The sequence below is a fragment of the Stenotrophomonas maltophilia genome, from assembly GCF_047782825.1.
In the GTDB taxonomy this organism is placed as follows: domain Bacteria; phylum Pseudomonadota; class Gammaproteobacteria; order Xanthomonadales; family Xanthomonadaceae; genus Stenotrophomonas.
Genome location: NZ_CP180589.1, coordinates 3,284,264 through 3,304,403, shown reverse-complemented (window position 1 = coordinate 3,304,403; position 20,140 = coordinate 3,284,264). Strand labels below are relative to the sequence as shown.

Annotated in this window: 14 protein-coding genes; 8 read left to right on the top strand and 6 right to left on the bottom strand. The window is 69.9% G+C overall.

Annotated elements, in window-relative coordinates:
• Positions 1 to 7: 7 nt before the first annotated feature.
• The 3 genes from ACM2ZB_RS15350 to folE form a co-directional block, all read right to left on the bottom strand.
• Positions 8 to 709 carry a DUF4194 domain-containing protein gene (locus ACM2ZB_RS15350; protein ID WP_416056089.1) on the bottom strand — a complete coding sequence of 234 codons (702 nt, stop codon included), beginning with the start codon at positions 707 to 709 and terminating at the stop codon, positions 8 to 10.
• The gene (locus ACM2ZB_RS15345; RefSeq protein ID WP_416056088.1) at positions 696 to 2,165 is read right to left on the bottom strand and encodes a DUF3375 domain-containing protein; all 1,470 of its coding nucleotides are present in this window, start codon (positions 2,163 to 2,165) and stop codon (positions 696 to 698) included. The genes ACM2ZB_RS15350 and ACM2ZB_RS15345 overlap by 14 nt, the downstream gene beginning before the upstream one ends.
• Before the next feature lie 112 nt (positions 2,166 to 2,277).
• Positions 2,278 to 2,889, bottom strand: a complete 612-nt coding sequence (folE, locus tag ACM2ZB_RS15340; RefSeq protein WP_416056087.1) for a GTP cyclohydrolase I FolE — start codon at positions 2,887 to 2,889, stop codon at positions 2,278 to 2,280.
• A 654-nt stretch (positions 2,890 to 3,543) separates the two neighbouring features.
• Here folE and ACM2ZB_RS15335 point away from each other — a divergent pair.
• The 6 genes from ACM2ZB_RS15335 (at position 3,544) to ACM2ZB_RS15310 (ending at position 9,234) form a co-directional block, all read left to right on the top strand.
• On the top strand, positions 3,544 to 3,999 hold the full coding sequence (locus ACM2ZB_RS15335) for a MarR family winged helix-turn-helix transcriptional regulator (protein WP_313441220.1): 456 nt from the start codon (positions 3,544 to 3,546) through the stop codon (positions 3,997 to 3,999).
• A 109-nt stretch (positions 4,000 to 4,108) separates the two neighbouring features.
• Entirely contained in the window at positions 4,109 to 4,318 is a 210-nt protein-coding gene (locus ACM2ZB_RS15330) for a DUF1656 domain-containing protein (protein WP_005411696.1), read from the top strand.
• Positions 4,315 to 5,232: an efflux RND transporter periplasmic adaptor subunit gene (locus ACM2ZB_RS15325; RefSeq protein ID WP_416056086.1), complete on the top strand. Its 918-nt coding sequence runs from the start codon at positions 4,315 to 4,317 to the stop codon at positions 5,230 to 5,232. The genes ACM2ZB_RS15330 and ACM2ZB_RS15325 overlap by 4 nt, the downstream gene beginning before the upstream one ends.
• Positions 5,229 to 6,698, top strand: coding sequence for an efflux transporter outer membrane subunit (locus ACM2ZB_RS15320; protein ID WP_416056085.1), 1,470 nt, complete (start codon positions 5,229 to 5,231; stop codon positions 6,696 to 6,698). Before ACM2ZB_RS15325 ends, ACM2ZB_RS15320 begins: the two co-directional genes overlap by 4 nt.
• A gap of 3 nt (positions 6,699 to 6,701) precedes the next feature.
• Positions 6,702 to 8,741, top strand: a complete 2,040-nt coding sequence (locus tag ACM2ZB_RS15315; RefSeq protein WP_416056084.1) for an FUSC family protein — start codon at positions 6,702 to 6,704, stop codon at positions 8,739 to 8,741.
• A gap of 94 nt (positions 8,742 to 8,835) precedes the next feature.
• Positions 8,836 to 9,234, top strand: a complete 399-nt coding sequence (locus ACM2ZB_RS15310) for a hypothetical protein (RefSeq protein WP_416056083.1) — start codon at positions 8,836 to 8,838, stop codon at positions 9,232 to 9,234.
• Positions 9,235 to 9,497: 263 nt separating this feature from the next.
• Here ACM2ZB_RS15310 and recD read toward each other — a convergent pair whose 3' ends face one another.
• From recD to recC, 3 genes are read right to left on the bottom strand one after another with little or no spacing between them, the layout of a single operon-like run.
• Positions 9,498 to 11,384, bottom strand: a complete 1,887-nt coding sequence (recD, locus tag ACM2ZB_RS15305) for an exodeoxyribonuclease V subunit alpha (RefSeq protein WP_416056082.1) — start codon at positions 11,382 to 11,384, stop codon at positions 9,498 to 9,500.
• The gene (recB, locus tag ACM2ZB_RS15300) at positions 11,381 to 15,019 is read right to left on the bottom strand and encodes an exodeoxyribonuclease V subunit beta (protein ID WP_416056081.1); all 3,639 of its coding nucleotides are present in this window, start codon (positions 15,017 to 15,019) and stop codon (positions 11,381 to 11,383) included. The genes recD and recB overlap by 4 nt, the downstream gene beginning before the upstream one ends.
• Positions 15,016 to 18,357 carry an exodeoxyribonuclease V subunit gamma gene (gene recC, locus ACM2ZB_RS15295; protein WP_416056080.1) on the bottom strand — a complete coding sequence of 1,114 codons (3,342 nt, stop codon included), beginning with the start codon at positions 18,355 to 18,357 and terminating at the stop codon, positions 15,016 to 15,018. The genes recB and recC overlap by 4 nt, the downstream gene beginning before the upstream one ends.
• Positions 18,358 to 18,551: 194 nt before the next feature.
• Between recC and ACM2ZB_RS15290 the strand changes: the two genes are divergently transcribed.
• Positions 18,552 to 19,340 carry an ABC transporter ATP-binding protein gene (locus tag ACM2ZB_RS15290; protein WP_416056079.1) on the top strand — a complete coding sequence of 263 codons (789 nt, stop codon included), beginning with the start codon at positions 18,552 to 18,554 and terminating at the stop codon, positions 19,338 to 19,340.
• A complete protein-coding gene (locus ACM2ZB_RS15285) occupies positions 19,340 to 20,089 on the top strand; it encodes an MlaE family lipid ABC transporter permease subunit (RefSeq protein ID WP_006404088.1) in 750 nt (249 codons plus the stop codon). The genes ACM2ZB_RS15290 and ACM2ZB_RS15285 overlap by 1 nt, the downstream gene beginning before the upstream one ends.
• The last annotated feature ends 51 nt before the right edge of the window (positions 20,090 to 20,140 follow it).

Genomic DNA, 20,140 nt, shown 5'->3' with positions numbered 1-20,140 from the left:
GGGTCTCTCAGGCTTCGGCAGCCGGGGTTTCGCGCAGCTGGCGGTACACCGCCGAAAGCTGGGACACGTCTTCTGCGGAGAACAGCAGCTTCAGCGCCGGCGAGACTTCGTGGCGGTCTTCCTGGCCGCCCAGGCGGGTCAGGATGTGGTTGTCCTTCATCTTCTGCACGGCCGAGGCGACGCGGCGGTTGAAGCCGGCGCGGTCGGTGGACAGGTTCTTCTCGTAGATGGCCAGCGCTTCGGCCATCTCGGCATCGGCGACGACGGCGCGGTTGCCGCGCGCATCGGCCTCGGCCAGCTGCTGGCGCAGGTACAGCAGCAGCACCGAATCGATGAAGGTCAGCGGCGAGGTGCGCAGCAGCACCGGCGCATCGACGTCTTCGGTATCGGCCTGACGGGTGAACGCCACGCCGCTGTCACGGTCCAGCACCAGTTCCAGGAACAGGTCGGCCAGTGCCGAGCGGATCGCGGCTTCGCTACGGATCAGTGCCGGCCACAGCTTGGCGTGGCGCAGCTGGTCGATGCTGGGGCCGATCAGCAGCTGGCACAGCGCGCGGCGCGCATCCAGCGGCAGGCGCCCGGTATCGCCGAGGTAGTACACGTCATTGCCACGGCGGGGCTGCGCCACGGCCGCCACCGGCTCGGCCTCGTAGGCGTCTTCCGCCACGTCGGCCTGCGGTGCGTCGATGGGATCTTCATGCCAGCTCATGGCGTCTCTCCTGGGTGAACCAAACCAGCGGGATGCGGGCACGACGGATCTGGCCGTCGCCACCACGCCATTGCGCAAGCTCCTGCTCGCCGGCAACCACGTTGCCGAAGCGCGTGCCCAGCGACAGGTAGCCGATGACACTGCCGAGGCCCTGCGGCGCTTCGCGCTGCGACAGGGCCTGGGCGATGCTGAGCCGCGGCTGTGCATCGAGCAGGTCGTGCAGGTCCTGGCGCAGCGTGCGGAAGTCGATTTCGGACGAAGCGACCAGATCGCCGACGCTCTCCAGGCTGATGGCGGCCGCATCGTTGTATTCGACGTTGCCATCGACCTGCGCGCTGCGCGGGTCGTGCAGCTTCCACTGCGACCACGAGCGCAGGCGGCTGGTGGTCAGCTGCAGGTCGCGGCCGATGCTGCGCTGTGCGGGGAAATCATCGCGCAGGGCCAGGGCTTCGGACTGCGCCTGCTTCAGCAGCTGGTTGAGGCGACGCTGTTCCAGGTAGCCACGGCTCTGCACGAAGCCGCGCAGGCTGCGCGCGAAGTTCTGCAGCACGTCGTGCACCTGTCCGCCGCGTTCCAGCATGGTGCTGGTGAAGCCGCGCAGGAAGTTGCGTTCGTTGCGGTCCAGGCGACGGGCGAAGCCGCGCGCGAGCACGGCCTCCAGCGCAGCGTCGAGCTGGGCGCTCTGTTCGGCGTCGTTGAGCAGGCGCCAGAATGCCTGGAAGCTGCGACCGGCATCGCTTTCGCCGATGACATCAACGCCTTCGAACAACTGCGACAGCACATCGCCGCGCTCGCCTTCATCGTCGATGATGCGCTCGCGGAAATCACGGTTGAGCTGCTCGAAGTCATCGCGCACGCGGCGGAAGTCCTCGGTCAGTTCGTCGGCCAAGCCGATGATCTGGCGGGTACGTTCCAGTGCGCGCTTGCCATCGAGGGCAACCACGCGGCCGGCGCCGACGCGGGCGATCTCGGCATCGATGCGGTCGCGCTCGTCGTGCAGCGCGGACAGGCGCGCATCCGGATCGGCTTCGGTCTGTGCGGCCAGTGCCGAGAGCTGCTCGATGACCAGCGCCAGGCGGCTTTCGGTGGCGGCCACACGGGCCTGCTCCAGGCTGTCGGCGAAACGGATTGCCTGCAGCGCCGGGGTGGACAGCTCGTACTGCTCCTGGTCAGCGCCTTCGGGCAGACGGCGTTCCAGCCAGCCCTGGGCCAGCCAGTGAGCGATGTAGGCCTGGGCGGTACGCGGCAGCTCGCGCGACAGTTCGTCGCCGGCCAGCTGGTCCAGCGCGCGTTGCAGGCGCTCGTTCAGCACCGAGGACGGCAGCGTGCGCTCGCCGTCCATCAGCAGCCCCTGCAGCAGGCCGATGATTTCCGGGGCGTGGTCGGCGGCGAGCAGCTTCCACTGGGGCTGTTCGCGCAGATGGCGGTAACGGGCAATGCGTTCGCGGTGCTTCATGCAGCGAAAGGATTCATGGACGCTGGCGGCTGCGGGCAGCCATGCACGGCCGCCGCGGGGGCAGCCGTGGACGTGCCGGCCACGCGGGGCCGGCGTGGTGCGGGCAAGCGGCTCAGCGCTTGCCGCCCACTTCGATGAAGCGCAGGAACTCGGCGCGGGTGCGCGCGTCGTCGCGGAAGCTGCCCAGCATCTTGGAGGTGACCATGCTGACGCCGCGCTTGTGGATGCCGCGGGTGGTCATGCATTCGTGGGCACCTTCGACGACCACGCCGACGCCGATCGGCTGCAGCACGTCCTGGATGCACTGGGCGATCTGCGCGGTCATCTTTTCCTGCACCTGGAAGCGGCGGGCGTAGGCTTCGACCACGCGGGCCAGCTTGCTGATGCCCACCACCTTGCCGGCCGGCAGGTAGCCGACGTGCACGCGGCCGATGATCGGCGCCATGTGGTGTTCGCAGTGGCTTTCATATTCGATGTCGCGCAGCACGATCAGTTCGTCGTAGCCGGCCACTTCCTCGAAGGTCCGCTCCATGTAGGCGCGCGGGTCGTCGCGGTAACCGCTGAACCAGTCGCCATAGGCTTCGGCGACACGGCGGGGGGTATCCAGCAGGCCTTCACGGGACGGGTCCTCACCGGCCCAGCGCAGCAGGGTGCGCACGGCATCCTCGGCCTGGTCCTGGGTCACGTCGCCTTGCGGGGTAGCCTTTTCGTTGTTCTTGCTCATTGCGTACAGCGTCCCGAACGGGGGGCGAGCATCGTACCCGACCGGGGGGTGGGTCGTCCTGTGGGTCGGGTTCATCGGGGGGTCTTTCCGGCGCCTTCCTGTTATCGGTCTGGATGGGGAAGGGCGGCAGGGCAGGACACGCCGTAAACCCGTCCATGGGGGCTCGTAGGCGCCATCCATGGCGCCTGCGGTCCTGTCCTGCCGCCCTTCCCCATCTCTGACGGTTCCATGCGCGCGCGGCCCGACCGCCCGAAAGCGGGGGCAAAAGCTGGGGTTCATGGCTGCGGACGCCGGGCCGCGCTCGCCGGGCATGGCCCGGCGCTACCGCTTCTAAAGAGCCAACCCACCGCGCTCGCGGGGTGATGGGAGGGCAGCGGGGGCCGGGCGGGGCAGGACCGTCCGCGGCATGGGCCCGAGGCATGCCTCGGGCGGGTTGGGCAGGACGCCCAACCCCGGTCTTGCCGTGTGCGCAGGACGCGCACACGAGCAAGCTGCGGCCGAGCCCCCAAGGACGGGTTTACGGCGTGTCCTGCACCCTCCGGCCCCCGTTGCCCCACCCGACACCAGGCAGGCGCAACGCTTTCCTCAACCCAACCGACCATTCAGCAAGACCTATTGATAGGAATGAAATTAGTAGTATCCTATCTATCTCTTATGGACCGACCCCTCGACGAACGCACCCGGCTGCAGATGCAGCTCAGCTCCGGCCTGCTCTATGCAGGGCGGCAGTGGCAGCGCCTGGCCGACAGCCGGCTCGGCAGCTACGGCATCTCCACCGCCTGCACCATGCCCCTGCTGATGATCGGCCGCTCCGGCGGTGGCATCCGCCAGGTGGCGCTGGCCCAGCAGCTGGGCATGGAAGGCCCGTCACTGGTGCGCCTGCTGGACAAGCTGTGCGCCAGCGAGCTGGTCCGCCGCGAAAGCGATGCCAGCGACCGCCGCGCCAACCTGCTGTGGCTGACCGAGCAGGGACAGGCGCTGGTGCGCGAGCTGGAAGAACAGCTCATCGGCCTGCGCCAGGACGTGTTCGGCGAACTTTCCATGGATGAACTGCAGGCCGTGCTGAAGGCATGGCGCCTGCTGGCCGAGGCGGCCGACCGCATCACGTAAGCCCGTTGTCCTTGAAACACCGCCGCTGCCGTGCACACGCCAGCGGCTTTTGCCCGTTGTCGTTGTCCCGTTGTCCCTCCCCTCCCCCATCTCGCCCCCGCCCCTTCCGATGCCCGGTGAATTCAGTCTCCACGGAGTGTTCGTCCCGACCCTGCTCGGGTTGATGCTGCTGGCCTACCTGGTCAACAGCGGCCTGCACGCGCTGCTGCAGCGTGCCGGTGCCTATCGCCATATCTGGCACCCGCCACTGTTCAACCTGGCGCTGTACGGGATCGTGCTTGGCCTGCTGTTCCACCTCCTGCGTTGGATGCAATCGTGAACAAGATCGTGAAGAAGACCCTTCCCATACTGCTGACCAGCGCGGCGGTGATCGTGGCCCTGCTGGTGCTGCGCCAGCTGTGGGTCTATTACATGGATGAGCCGTGGACCCGTGACGCCCATGTCGGCGCCGACGTGGTGCAGGTGGCCCCGGATGTGTCCGGCCTGGTGGAATCGGTGAACGTGGCCGACAACCAGGCGGTGAAGAAGGGCGATGTGCTGTTCGTGGTCGACCGTGCCCGTTACCGCATCGCGCTGGAACAGGCCAAGGCCAGCCTGGCCGAACGCCAGGCCTCGGTGGCGCAGCTGCGCCGCGAGATCGGCCGCGACCGCAGCCTGCAGGACCTGGTGGCCGCCGAGGATGCCGAAGTGCGCCGGGCCAAGCTGCAGGCCGCGCAGGCCGCACTGGGCACCGCGCAGGCCGCGGTGGACTTGGCCGAGCTCAACCTGGCCCGCACCGAGGTGCACGCGCCGGCCGATGGCCGGGTCAACGACCGCACCATGCGCGTGGGCGACTACGTGGTGGCCGGCAAGCCGGTGCTGGCGCTGCTGGATACCGGCTCGTTCCGCATCGATGGCTACTTCGAGGAAACCCGCCTGCGCGGCGTCGCCCCGGGGCAGACCGTGGACATCCGTCTGATGGGCGAGTCGACCCCGCTGCGCGGCGATGTGGAAAGCATCGCCGCTGGCATCGAGGACCGCTACCGCAGCAACGGCAGCACCCTGCTGCCGAACGTGACCCCGGCCTTCGACTGGGTGCGGCTGGCGCAGCGCATCCCGGTGCGCATCGCCATCGACGACGTGCCCAAGGGCGTGGAACTGATCGCCGGGCGTACCGCCACGGTGACCGTGCAGACCAACAGCAAGAAGCACGCAGACAAGGCCGGCACCGCGCCGACACAGGCGGGCCTGTGAACACCACCCTGCCCCGTCTCGGCCTGATCGTGGCACTGGCCAGCCTGGCGGCCTGCAGGACCGTCGGCCCGGATTACGCGCTGCCGGAAGGCTCCGCGTTCAAGCGCCCGGAAGCCAATGCCGCCTTCATCGACACCCAGAACCCGGACGTGGCCGCCAACCAGGCGCTGCCCGACCGCTGGTGGTCGCTGTACAACGATCCGGTGCTGGATGGCCTGATCACCCAGGCGCTGCGTGACAACGTCGAGCTGAAGGCCGCCGATGCGCACCTGCGCCGCGCCGCCGCCGTGTACGAACAGGCGATGGATGCCGGTGGCTTCGAGTACGAAGCCGAAGCCGGCGTCAGCCGCGCGCAGCTGTCGGCCGAAGCGTTCCTGCAGGAACACGAGCTGCCGGTGATCAACCTGGCCGATGGCAAGTTCGCGGTCAGCTACCAGTTCGACCTGTTCGGCAAGCTCAAGCGCGGTGCCGAAGCGGCCCGCGCCGACGAACAGTCGGTGGCCGCCGCACGCGACCTGGCGCAGGTGAGCGTGGTGGCCGAAGTCGCCGACAGCTACCTGGAAATCTGCCACGCCAACCACGAACTGCATGTGGCCGAGCATTCGCTGCAGCTGCAGCAGCGCAGCCGCACGGTCACCCAGCGGTTGATCGATGCCGGCCGTGGCACGCCGCCGGAGCTGGCCCGCGCCAACGCGCAGGTCGCCCTGCTGGAAGCCGCCCTGCCGCCGCTGCGCGCGCAGCGTTCGGCCGCGGCCTATTCGCTGGCCGCGCTGCTGGGGAAGACTCCTGGCCAGCTGCCGGCCGGCGTGATCGACTGCGCCGACGCGCCGCGCCTGGCCCAGCCGCTGCCGGTGGGTGATGGCCGCGCCCTGCTGCAGCGTCGCCCCGACATCCGCCAGGCCGAGCGCAAGCTGGCCTCCGCCACCGCGCGGATTGGTGTGGCCACCGCCGAGCTGTACCCGGACATCCGGCTGGGTGCCTCGCTCGGCGCGGCCGGCCTGCTGGAGGACTTCGGCACGCCGATGACCCAGCAGTGGTCGATCGGCCCGCTGATCTCGTGGACGCTGCCGTCGTCGGGCACGCACGCGCGCATCCACGCTGCCGAAGCCGGCGCCGATGCCGCGCTGGCCGAGTTCGACCACACCGTGCTGCAGGCACTTCGCGAGACCCAGACTGCGCTGGACCGCTATGCGCAGGACCTGCGCCGCCTGCAGTCGCTGCGCACCGCACAGGAGCAGGCCGCGCTGGCCGCCGAGCAGAACCGCCGGCTGTACCAGGGCGGTCGCACGCCGTACCTGTCCAGCCTGGATGCCGACCGCAGCCTGGCCACCAGCGACGCCACCCTGGCCGCCGCCGAAGCGCAGGTCTCGCGCGACCAGATCCATCTGTTCCTGGTGCTGGGTGGCGGCTGGCAGGCAACGGTCGCCCCGGCGGCGCCGGCCACCGCACAGGCCTCGGCGAAGTAAGCCATGAACGCGCTGACCGACCGCCAGGCCTGGCTGTTCTCGATCAAGACCTACCTGGCCGCGGTGGCCGCGCTGTACATCGCCATGGCCGGCAACCTGTCGCGCCCGTACTGGGCGATGGGCACGGTGTACATCGTCAGCCAGCCGCTGCTGGGCCCGACCCGTGCCAAGGGCGTATACCGCATCGTCGGCACGCTGGTGGCTGGCCTGGCCACCCTGCTGGTGCTGCCGGCACTGGTGGAAACGCCGCTGGTGCTGAGCGCGGCCATGTCGATCTGGCTGGCCGGTTGCCTGTTCATGGCGCTGCTCAACCGCGGACCGCGCGGTTACGCGTTCCTGCTGGCCGGCTACACCACCGCCTTCATCGGCTTCCCGGCGGTGACCTCGCCGGAAACCATCTTCGACACGGTGGTGGCGCGCAGCGAGGAGATCATCCTCGGCACGGTGGTGGCGGTGCTGTTCGCCTCGCTGTTGTTCCCGGCCTCGGTGCGACCGATGCTGCGTGCCCGCATCGGCACCTGGATGGAGGACGCGGCGCAGTGGTGCCGGCAGATCCTCGAGCGCGGCCGTGCCCATGCGCCGCGCAACCGGCTGGCCGCCGATCTGGTGCAGTTCGAAGCACTGATCGAATTCCTGCGCCGCGATGACCCCCGCCATGCCGGATCAGCCGTTTCGATGGAGCGCCTGCGCGAGCGCATGCTGCTGTTGCTGCCGGTGTTGTCGTCCATTGCCGACCGCCTGAGCGCGCTGCGCAGCGAGGGCCAGGCGTTGCCTGAAGGCCTGCCGGCGCTGGTGGATGACATCCATGACTGGATCGAGAGCCCGGCCAGTGCCAGCGGTTACGCACATCTGCGCGCGCGCATCAGCGCCCTGAAGCCGCAGGTGGACAGCGACCTGCAGCACCTGCAGCTGGCCAGCCTGCTGCTGCGCCTGGAGGAGCTGGTGGACCTGTGGCAGGACTGCCGCACCCTGCAGCACGCCATCGACCAGGGCACCGCGCCGCTGGACCGGGCCCATTACCGCATCCGCACCGAGCGCGTGGCCACCGACAAGCACGTGGATTACGGCATGGCGCTGTTCTCCGCGCTCAGCGCCGGCGTGGCCCTGATGAGCTACTGCGTGCTGTGGATCGGCCTGGGTTGGGAAGGTGGCGGCAACGGCGCGATGATGGCCGCGGTGACGGCCGCGTTCTTCGCCGCGCAGGACGACCCGGCGCCAAGCATGGTCTCGTTCCTGGTGTGGGCCATGGTGGCTTCGCTGGTGGCCGGCGTGTATCTGTTCGGCGTGTTCCCGGCCGTGCACGATTTCGGCCTGCTGGCCCTGGTGCTGGCGGTGGCCTTCCTGCCGCTGGGGCTGATGCTGCACCACCCCAAGAGTGCCCTGTTCGCCCTGCCGCTGACGGTGAACCTGGCGGCCCTGCTGAGCCTGCAGAACACCTACAGCGCCAACATCCAGAGCTTCCTCAACTCATCCATCGCCATGTTCATCGGCATTGGGTTTGCGGTGGTGATGACCCGCCTGTTCCGTTCGGTGGGTGCCGAATGGACCGCGCGCCGGCTGGTGCGGCAGGGTTGGACCACGCTGGCCGAGGCCGCCGAAGGGCGTGGCCAGCAGGACCGCCAGCGCTTCGCCGCGCGCATGCTGGACCTGCTGGGCCTGCTTGCCCCGCGCCTGGCGGCGACGCCGGAAGGCAGCGATATCGCCTCGGTGGACATGCTCAACGAGGCGCGCATCGGCCTGAACATCCTGCAGCTGCGCCGCGCACGGCTGGACCTGCCCGAGCGCAGCCGTGAGGCGGTCGAGCACATCCTGGAAGAAATCGCCGCGCATTACCGTCGGCAGATTGCCGCGCGGCGGCCGATGGCCGCGGCCGAAGCCCTGCGCGAGCGCCTGGATACGTCGTTGGGCCGTGTAGGTGGCGTGGCTGCCTGCAAGGCACGCGACGAGGCGCTGATGGGCCTGATCGGCCTGCGCTTCGCGCTGTTCCCGGACGCGAAGGCGTTGGCGCCGGGGTTGTCGATGAGCGCAGCCGCACAGCCGTAGCGCGATACCCTGTGCGTCCACAGACCCCGTTGCCGGGGTCGGATCCTTCGCCCCGGGCGAAGGCTCTGACCCCTGCTCTGCACAGGAAGCTCCAATGAGTTACGACATGATGGTATTCGAGGCCAGCGCAGCCCCGCGCGAGGCCGCGGCGTTCATCGCCTGGTTCGACAAGCAGGCCGAGTGGGGCGAGAACCACGAGTATGACGATCCGGCAGTGAGCAGCCCAGCGCTGCAAGCGTGGTTCGCAGAGATGGTGCAGGAGTTCCCGCCGATGAGCGGCCCGCTGAGCAACGATGATGACGACCGTCCCGGGCTGACCGACTACAGCATCGGCCGCGACGTGATCTACGCCGCATTCGCCTATTCGGTGGCCGAGCGCGCGCACGGGCGCGTGCAGGACCTGGCCGAGAAGCACGGCGTGGGGTTCTTCGATCTGAGTGCGGATGAAGCGGCGATCGTGTTCCCGGATGGGCTGGTGTTGATCGCGGAGTAGGTGTGGCGGTAGGGCTGCACCCTGCACCTGCCGAAGCAACGTCAACGTCAAAAGCTGGGTATCCGTGGGCTGGCGGGCCCGCAACCGGACCCACCCCGCCTTCGACAGTTTCCCGCGATCTGCAGTAGATCCACGCCGTGCGTGGATGAACGCCCGAATGATCGAAGTACGCTTTTGTAGAGTCGAGCCATGCTCGACTGCTTCTGGCGAGCGATTCAGGAACAGATCAACCGCTTCATCCGCTTCGTAAGCGGTTATCTGCCTCAGAACAACGTGCCCTGCACCGTAGGCTGTTCGCTGCTTGCCGGTGCGTCGGCCTCCTCTTCCGCCCCCAGGCGCCAGGCCAGACCGCCCAATCGGCTGGCATGCCGCTTCAACGCGGCCACCAGCACCTCTTCGCTGCCGGCCACGTGCAGGCGCTGGCGGGCGCGGGTGAGGCCGGTGTAGACCAGCTCGCGTGACAGCACGCGGCTGTCCTGCCGTGGCAACTGCAGCCAGACTTCATCGAATTCCGAACCCTGCGCCTTGTGCACGGTCATCGCGAACGCGCTTTCGTGCGCGGGCAGTGCGGCCGGGTGGAAGGCGCGTGGGTGCTGGGCGGTGTCGCCGGGGAACCAGGCCACCATCGCGCCGCTGGCATCGCGCAGGCAGATGCCGATATCGCCGTTGAACAGGCGATGGCGATAGCTGTTCTCGGTCACCAGCAGCAGACGGCCCTGGAAGTAGCCGGGCGTATTGCCGGCCAGCAGCTGTTCGATGCGGCTGTTGAGCCCGCGTGCGCCCTGTGGGCCTTCGCGCAGGGCGGTCAGCACGCGAAGGCGGCCGGCCTGCTGCAGCGCGTGGCTGGGGTCTTCGGCTTCGGCCAGCGCGCGCCAGTGCGACAGCAGGTGGTCGCGCTGGCCGCGCAGGGGATCGGCTTCGCCATCGTGGAAGCTGACGCCGGACAGGCTGCCACTGCGCAGCAGGGCCAGCGCGGTGCCACTGTCGCCCTCGCGCACGGCCTGGGCCAGCGGCGCCAGCTGCAGGGCGTCGCTCTGCCGGTAGCCGCGCTGCAGCTGCACGCGACGGCCGGCAAACGCACGCGGTGCCGCCTGCGGTTGCAGCGTGGCGGCAGCCAGCACGCCGTGCAGCGCGTGCGCATCATCGGCGCGGGTACCGGTGCCATCACCGCTGGCGCGCAGGATGGCGCTGAGCACATCGCCGGCTTCCACCGAAGGCAACTGGTCCGGGTCGCCCAACAGGATCAGGCGTGTACCGCTGGCAACGGCATCGACCAGCTTGGCCATCAGCGGCAGGTCGATCATCGATGCTTCGTCCACCACCACCACGTCCACCGGCAAGGGGTTGTCGGCGTGGTGGCGGAAGCGCGGCGAATCAGGGATGACACCCAGCAGCCGGTGCAGGGTGGTGCCGGTGGTCGGCAACGCGGCGCACAGCGCCGGGTCCAGGCCGTCCTCCTGCAACCGTTGCACGGCCAGGCGCAGGCTTTCGGCCATGCGTTCGGCGGCACGCCCGGTCGGTGCAGCCAGCGCCACTTCGGGCGCCGGCTGGCCGGCCTGCAGCGCCTGTGCGGCCAGCAGCAGCAACAGGCGGGCGATGGTGGTGGTCTTGCCGGTGCCGGGGCCGCCGGTCACCAGGGCCAGCGGATGGCGCAGGGTCACGCCGGCCGCACGGGCCTGGTGGTCTTCGCCCTGCAGGGCCTGCGGGAACAGGCGTGCGAACAGCGGTGCCAGCGCGGCCATGTCCGGCGCCGGCAGCGGATGCCGGCCGATGCGCTGCAGGCCGGCCGCCAGCTGCCGTTCGTATTCGCGGTAGCGGCGCAGGTAGACCAGGCCGTTTTCCAGCACCAGCGGCGCCTCAGCGGCAACGGCGCCCGGATCATCCGGCTGCGCCACCCACGGCGAGGCCTGCAGCTGGGCCAGCCACTGCTGCGCAGGCGGCCACGCGGTCACGCCTTCAACCAGGCGACCGGGTTGTTGCGGATCGAAGCCAGCATGCCCCTGCGCTACCGCCAGCGAGGCCAGTGCGGCAGCCACCGCCACCGCATCGGGCGTGTCCTCGCGCAGCCGCAGCAGGCTGGTGGCCAGCGCGTGGTCAAGGGTGCGCAGGTGACGGCCCTGATACAACTGCTTGAGCAGGCTGGCACTCATGCGCTGGCTCCGATAGCGCGCGCGGCCAGCGCTGCACGGGCAGCTTCGCCCCCGGCAAACAGCGCGTCCAGTCCATCCACCAGTTCCGGTGCGAAGCGGTCCACATGCACGCCATTGCCGTTGCCATCCAAGCCCCGGCAGAACAGGTAGCGGATGCCGCCCATGTCGCGCGCGTAGTCGTAGGCACGGCCCAGGCGGAAGCGCAGCCAGCGGTGCAGCGCCACGGTGTAGATCAGCGCCTGCAGGTCGTATTCGCTGTGGCGCATGGCGATCTGCAGCAGGTCCGGGCTGTAGCCCGGCAGGCGGTTGGATTTGTAGTCGAGCACGTACCAGCGCCCGTCGCGCACATAGGTCAGGTCGATCTTGCCGGTCATCAGCCCTTCCAGGCGGCGGCGCAGGCCGAAGCCGCGGCGCGCGCTGGAGATCCCGTGGGCGTGCAGCAGCTGCAGCAGTGCCGGCACGGCGGTCGGTTCAATGGCGAAGTGGAATTCGATTTCGGCGCGGCGCTCGCCCTCGGCCAGGCTGTGCAGCGCGCCACCTTCGGGCAGTGCAACGGTAAGCGTGTGACCGACCAGCGGCACCAGCACCGCCACTCCATCGTCCAGATCCTCGTCGGGATAGCCTTCGTCGTGCAGCGCCTTGCGCAGCAGGCCGTCCTGTCCTTCAGGCGCGGGCTGGTCCGTCTGCCAGCCAGCCCAGGCCGCGAAGTCGACGTTTTCCAGCGCTTCGTGCAGCACATTGCCGAAGCGGCTGCCCATGAAACGAGGGTCCAGCGGCGCGGATTCGGCTGCGGCCGGTTCCGGCAACGCCGGCTCCAGCGGCAGTTCCGCACCGGCCGGTTCGTCGGCCGCCGGCGCCGGCAGTTCGGTCGCGGCCGCTTCAACGTCATCGCCGCCGTCGGCATGGGCCAGCTGGGTGAAGCTGTAGACCCACCAGTCGTGCGGCACGCGCCGGCTCAGGCTGCGCACATCCGGCAGGGCGCCGTCCTGTTCGGCCGGCAGCTGCGGTAGCCGTGCCACCGCTTCGCGGTCGTCGATGTGCACGTCGGCGTGCCCGCGCAGCGCCTGCAGGTCGCCCAGCAGCGGTGCCAGGCGGGTCTTGCCGATACCGGCCAGATCGCCGATGGCGATCCACAGCGCGTGCTCGGCGCGGGTCAGGCCGACGTAGAGCAGGCGCGCGTCCTCGGCGCGCTGCTCGCGTTCGCGCTGGCCGCTGGCGGTCTCCCAGGCCTCGTCCTTGTCCAGCTTCCAGTGCAGCTGGCGCTGGCCCTGCAGGTGCACCGTGCAGTGCGACGCCGCGTTCGGCGCGCCCCCGTCGATGCCGACGAAGGGCAGGAACACCAGCGGGTATTCCAGCCCCTTACTTTTGTGCAGGGTGATGATCTGCACGCGCCGCGCATCGGACTCCAGGCGCAGCAGCTGCTGCTCGTCGTCCTGGTCGGCGTTGGCCATCTGGCCCTGCAGCCAGTCCAGCAGGCCGTGCATGCCCAGGGCCTGCGCGGATGCTTCCTGCAGCAGTTCCCCCAGCTGCAGGTAGTTGGTCAGGCGGCGTTCGCCGTCGATCAGCGCCAGCAGGCGTTCGCCCTGTGCAGCGCAGACATCGGCGATGACCGCGAACGGGCCGCCCCGCTGCCAGCGTTCGCGCCAGTGCAGCAGCTGCGCCTGGAAGGCGCGCTGCAGGTCACCCTCGCGCTCCATGCCGGCGATGGCGCTGGCGCGCTGGCCCAGCAGCACGGTGGCCAGGGCCGCACGCAGGCGGCCTTCGTCGGCCGGCTGCAGCAGGGCCAGCAGCAGCGTGCGCAGGTCGCGCGCCTCGCTGGTGGAGAACAGGCTCTGCTTGCCGGCGGCCACGGCCGGTATGCCGACGGCGGCCAGGCCGCGCTGGACCAGCGTCGCTTCGCGGTGCGAGCGCACCAGCACGGCGATGTCACCCGGCTGCAGCGCGCGGCCACGCAGCAGCGCCTTGCCCGCGCGGGCGTCGACCAGGGTCTGGTGGATGGCGGCCACGCAGGCCTGGGTGGCCGCTTCGCGCGACGCGTCGGCGCTCATCGCCTTGTCGCCGCCGCTGCGCAGCACGCGCAGGGTCAACGCCGCGGCCGGCGTACCGTCGCGCAGGTAGTCCTCGTCGCTGCGCACGCCACCGGGCCGTACCGGCTCGAAGCCGATGCCCGCTTCCAGGAATGCATCGTCGCCGCCGTTGTCGTACAGCGCCTGCAGCGCGCGCAGCACCGCTGGCCGCGAGCGGAAGTTCTGGTCCAGCGGCGGCGCCGGCCGCGCGGCCTGCTTGGCCTTCAGGTAGGTGTGGATGTCGCCGCCACGGAAGCCGTAGATGGCCTGCTTCGGGTCGCCGATCAGGAACAGGGCCGGTGCCAGGCCCAGTTCGCGCACCTCCGGCGAATCGCCGAATACGGTATGGAAGATGCCCCACTGGCGGTCGTCGGTATCCTGGAATTCGTCCACCAGCGCGATGCGGTACTGCTGGCGCAGCTTGCGCACCAGGTCCAACCGCTGCGGGCCTTCCAGCGCGCGGGCCACGCCGTCGATCAGATCATCGTAGGTCTGCACCCGCAGCGTGCGCTTGAGCGTGGCCAGGCGCTGCGTGGCTTCCTGGCGCAGCGCATGCAGGAAGTTCAGTGCGGTGGCGCGCAGCCATTGCTCACGCTGGGCCAGCAGATCCACGTAGCGGGCCAGCGGTGCCTGCAGCGGCGATGCCGGGGTGCGTTCCACGAACTTCTTGTTGGTCTTGGCCACCAGCGCATCGGGCAGCAGCGCCGGCAGGCGCTCGCTGGCCAGCAGTTCACTGGCGTCGCCACGCTCGGCCCAGGCCAGCAGCTGCCGGCCCAGCGGGTGCAGCCAGCCCAGCTTGTAGGACACGCCGTTGATCCACTTGTTGTCCACCGCATCGCAGAGGTCGATGAAGAACTGCTCGCCATGCTCGCGCACGCTGGCCGACAGTTCTTCCGCCGCGCCCTGCAGGGCCGCGCGCGGATCGGCCGCGGCCACCGGCTGCGGCCGCGGGTGCAACGGCGGCGAGGCCAGCAGCGCGCGCAGATCGGCGGCCAGCGCATCGGGATGCGACCACAGCCAGGTCAGCGGTTCCAGCGTGGCCGGGTCGTTGGCATGAACACGCCACAGATCGGCGGCCAGCGATTCCAGCAGTTCGCGGTCGCTGGCCAGCAGCTCCGGCGGATCGAAGGTATGCCCGCTTTCCAGCGCGTGTTCGCGCAGCACCCGGGTGCAGAAGCCATGGATGGTGAAGATCGACGCCAGGTCGATCTCGTCGGCGGCCACCTGCAGGCGCCGCTTCAACGCCGCCGCGCTTTCGCCACCCTCCTGCAGGTGCCGCTGCAGTACCTGGCGGGTCAGCAGCGCATCGGGGGCTTCGCCTTCCTCCGGCGCCAGATCGACCAGGCGCGCGGCCAGGGCCAGGCGTTCACGGATGCGCTTGCGCAGCTCCTGGGTGGCCGCATCGGTGAAGGTCACCGCCAGGATCTGGCCGATGCGCAGGCCGTGTTCCACCACCAGGCGGGTGAACAGCGTGGCCAGGGTGAAGGTCTTGCCGGTGCCGGCACTGGCCTCGATCAGGCCGATGCCCTGCAGGGGCAGGACCAGGTAGGGATCGACGGGCGCGGTCATGCCGGGTCCTCCGTGCCGGCCGCAGCCGGGCCGCGGCCATCGCGCACCGCACCGAACACCACCTGGCTGTTGCGCAGCAGATCGGCGTAGCTGGCGTCGTCGGCGAAGGGATCGGCACCGCGCAGCAGCAACTGCCAGGCATCGCTGTTGGCTTCGCCCCAGCTGCGGTCGCTGCCGTGCCACTGCTTCCAGCCTTCGCTGCGCTGCTTGTCCGCGGGCGCAGTGAACAGCACCCAGCCAGTATAGGGCGCAAAACGCAGGGGTTCGCGCAGGCCACGCTGGCGCAGCTGCAGCAGTGCGCGCAGTGCACTGCGCGCGGCCGGTACGCCCAGGGCGGGCAAGGCGTGCGGGCCCGGGCCGGCATCGCCGCCATCGTAGAACTGCACCAGCGGCAGCGCGTCGCCGGCGGCATTGGCCAGCAACCAGTCCAGGCCCTGGCGGATCACTGCATTGCCATTGAGCGTGCCGGCACGCAGCCGCACCAGGCCTTCGGGGTGGCGGTCGGCCACGCGGCCGTGCAGGCGCACGCCATCGATCTCCACTTCATAGCGACGGCTTTCCAGCGGCTGCCCCTGCATCCAGCCGAGCATGGCACTGGCGTAGGGGCGGGTCTTGAGTTGTTCTGCTTCGAACTGGCGTTCGCCCAGCGCACCGGACGGCAGCAAGCCGCGCGCGCGCAGGCGCGGGTACAGCGGCTCGGCATCACCGCTGATGGTGGCGCGCACTACGGCGGCCTGCACGCTGCGTCGTTCCGGGCCACGCGAGGACAGCACCAGCGGCTCCAGGTCATCCACATCTTCGACCTGGTCGGCCAGGCGCAGACCCAGCGACTGCGCCAGAAACTGCCCGGCCGGGTCGCACAGGAAGCGGCGCAGGCTGTCCAGCGCCACGTCGTCTTCCACGGCATCGCCGGCCGGCGGCGGCAGCGGTGCGTCGAACCAGGGCTGCAGGCCGCCACGCTGGCCCGCCATGCGCCCGGCGGCGGGGTGCCACTGCCGGCGGTAGCTGAAGCGGCGCGGATCGCCATCGCCGAAGGCCGCCGGCGAGAACGGCTGCAGGGCGTGGCGCACGGTGAAGTCACGCACCGCCGCGGGCGGGTCCAGGTGGTAGACGGCAGCGGCATCGATCAGTTCGCTGACCAGCACCGAAGGTTCGCGCACACTGCCATCGCGCGGGTCTGCGCCCAGATAGCTCAGGTAGAACACGTCCTGCGCGGCGGCGAACAGCTGCAGGAACAGGAAACGGTCATCCTCGCGGGTGGAGCGGTCGCCCGGGCGGCGGCGCGGCGTGTCCAGCTCGGCGGTGAGCTGGTTGAGGCCGGCAGCGGGGTCGCGGCGGGGGAAATCGCCATCGTTCAGGCCCAGCACGCAGATCACCCGGAACGGCAGCAGGCGCATCGGCACCATGCGGCCGAAACTGATGCCGCCGGTCAGCAGGGGCGCGCGCGTATCGGCCTCGGCCAGCGCGCCGGCGAAATGGGCGCGGACCACGTCCGGTGGCACGCCTTCGTCGAAGCCGGCCTTGGCAGCATCGTCGGCGAACTGGTTGAGCAGCTTGCGCAGCCGCTCCAGCGCGCGCTGGCTGTTGGGCGAACTGGGCGCTTCGGGCAGCAGTGCATCGAGCAGGGACAGCAGGCGCTGCCGCCACTGTGCCGGGCTGAGCGTATCGCCCAGCCTGCGCTGGTACAGGGCCAGCACGCGCAGCAGGCGCAGCAGGCGGTCCAGCGCATCGAGCGCGCCGCCTTCCAGCTCGATCCACGGGGCCACGCCCGCCAGATCGACATCGCTGCCGGTGGCGTGGCCCAGCAGCAGGCGGTCCAGGGCGAACTGCCAGGTGTAGGCATCGTCGCTGGGGGCCTGCAGCTGGCCGCGATGGTTGGCATCGATGCCCCAGCGTGCGCCGGCCTGCTGCAGCCAGCCATGCAGGCGGTCGAAATCCACTGCCTCCAGGCCGGCGGCTTCGGCCAGGGGTGCGCTGGCCAGCAGGTCGAGGATCTCGTTCAGGCCGAAGCGCGACACCGGCAGCGACAGCAGGTGCACGAATACATCGGCCAACGGCTCGCCGGCCAACGGGCTGCTGTCGGCCAGCGCATAGGGAATGTGTTCGTCGTCGCCGCCGCGGCCGCCGAACACGGCCTCCAGGTACGGCACGTACGGGTCGATGTCCGGCGCCAGCACTGCGATCTCGCGGGCCTGCAGCGGCGGATCGAAGCGTGGGTCCTGCAGCAGGCTGCGCAGCTGGTCATGCAGCACCTGCAGCTCGCGCAGGCGGGTGTGGCAGGCGTGCACCTGCAGGCTGGGGTCGTCGTTGTGCAGCCCGTCGCGCAGCTCACCCGAAGGCAGCGCGCGGCGATGGAACAGGTCGCGCTGCAGGCGGTGCAGCAGGCTGTCGGCCAGGCCGCCTTCGGCCATTACCGGGCGGGTGTCGTCCTCAGGATCGGAATAGGCGGCGATCTCGCCGGCCGGGTGCACCACTTCATAGCTGCCCAGCACCGCCATGAAATCGCGGCCGGCCGCGCCCCAGGCTTCCAGCAGGCGGTTTTCGCCGGCCGCTTCACCGAAGGGATCGGGCGCGCCGCTGCGCAGGCGCTCGGCCAGGGTCTGCAGGTCGCCCCAGTACGACTGCACCGGGGTGGGCATGTAGAAGTGCAGTTCGCCCACCCGCGCCTGGGTCGCCATAACCCGCAGCACATCGGGCGAGATGTTGAGCGTGGCGAAGGCCGACAGGCGCGGCGGCAGGCCCTGCGGCAGCGGCTTGCCGGCCCCTTCGAAGCGCTCCAGGTAGTCATGGATGCGCCGCGCGCGGTAGCCACGGTCCTTGGCGATGGCCCGCCACAGGATCGCCTGCGGGTCGCCCGGGTCGGCACCGCCATCCCAGCGCAGCAGCCAGTCACGGCGCCAGGCCTGGTACTTCTCGAAGACCGCAGCCAGCTCACCGGCCAGTGCCCAGGGCTTGAGCGCATCGCCGCCGGCAAGATAGGACTGCAGCGCGCGCATCGGTGGCTGGGCCAGCAGGGCGGGGTCGCGCAGGGCCTGGTAGAGCTTCCAGTGCAGGCCGGCGGCATCCAGGTCATCGGCCTCACCGGCCACGTTGGCATTGAGCGCGCGGGCCACGAACTCGCCCGGGGTGAGGAACTCGAGGTTGGCGGCCACGCCGTACTCCGCCGCCAGTGTCGCCTGCAGCCAGCGGCGCATCGCCACCTGCGGGATCAACACCACTTCCGGCGCCAGCAACGGCTGGCCGGGTACCGGCGCACGCACGTTGCGCGCCAGCAGGGCTGCCAGCACGTCCAGCGAGTTGGAATGGTAGAGGCGGAAGTCGCTGCCCGGGTCGATCATCGTGCACAGTGTGCAGGACGCCCGGCAGTATTCAATGGTGTCGCCCACCGCAGGCGACGGATTGTTCCGGCGTGCCCCCGGATTGTCCCGGCCTGGCGGTGGCCGCGCCGTGCGACAATACTGGACCGTCCAGTCTGCTTATGTTCAGCCGGCTGACCCGATCCTTCGATGTCTAAAAAACGTTAATGGTGCCCATGTCGGCTTCCGCCTCCAGTCTGGTGCAGTTGTCCAACGTCCGCATCGACCGGAGCGGACGCACGATCCTGCGCGACGTTTCGCTGCAGGTTCCGCAGGGCAGCATCACCGCCGTGCTCGGGCCTTCCGGCAGCGGCAAGTCGACCCTGCTGGCGGCACTGACCGGCGAACTGCGCCCGGTGGCCGGTGAGGTCACCCTGTTCGGCAAGCCGATCCCGCAGGACAGCGGCGCGCTGCTGGAGATGCGCAAGAGCGTGGGCGTGCTGCTGCAGGGCAATGGCCTGCTGACCGACCTGACCGTGGCCGAGAACGTCGCCCTGCCGCTGCGCACCCACACCCGCCTGCCGGCGGCGGTGCTGCGCCGGCTGGTGCAGATGAAGCTGCATGCGGTGGGCCTGCTGGCCGCCGCCGATGCCTGGCCGCGCGAACTATCCGGCGGCATGGCGCGCCGTGTCGCGCTGGCCCGCGCGCTGGCGCTGGACCCGCCGCTGATGATCTACGACGAGCCGCTGACCGGGCTGGACCCGATCGCCTCGGGGGTGATCATGAGCCTGATCCAGCGCCTCAACCACAGCCTGGGCCTGACCAGCATCATCGTCAGCCACCACGTGCACGAGACCCTGCCGATCTGCGATCAGGTCATCGCGATCGCCAATGGCGGCATCGTGTTCCAGGGCAGCCCCGAGGCGCTGCAGTCCAGCCAGGACCCGCTGCTGCGGCAGTTCCTGCACGGCCAGCCCGACGGCCCCATCCCGTTTGATGCCGCACCGCGGGCGAGGGTTGCCTGATGCCGTTCGTGCAAGCCACCCGTTCGCTGGGCCGCGCCGGCCTGTTCTCGCTCACCGTGCTGCGCGGTTCGTTGCCCACCCGCGATTTCCTGGCCGAGCTGACCCGCGAGATCTACAAGATCGGCGCGCGCTCGCTGCCCATCATCGCCGTGGGCGGTGCCTTCGTCGGCCTGGTGCTGACCCTGCAGGGCTACCGCACGCTGACCACCTTCGGTGCGGCCGATGCGCTGTCCACCCTGCTGGGCCTGTCGCTGTACCGCGAACTGGCGCCGGTGCTGACCGCGCTGCTGTTCATCGGCCGCGCCGGCAGCTCGATCGCCGCCGAACTGGGCCTGATGCGCGCCACCGACCAGATCAAGGCGCTGGAGCTGATGGCGATCGACCCGGTGGCCAAGGCGGTGGCGCCGCGCTTCTGGGCGGCGGTGCTGACCGTGCCGCTGCTGACCGGCATCTTCTGTTCGCTGGCCATCAGCGCCAGCTACTTTGAAGCAGTGCACGTGCTGGGCCTGGACAATGGCGTGTTCTGGTCGGCCCTGCGCGGCAGCGTGGATTTCTGGGACGACTTCGGCGTGGCGATGCTGAAGTCGGCCATCTTCGGCGGTACCGCCGCGCTGGTGGCCGCCTACGTCGGCTTCCACGCCGAGCCGACCATCGAAGGCACCTCGGTGGCCACCACCCGCGCGGTGGTCAATGCCTCGCTGCTGGTGCTGATGTTCAACTTCGTGCTGTCGGCAATGTTGTTCACCTAACCCTTCCATCGGCCGTGCGCGCTGCGCGTGGCCACCACGACTCGATCAGGT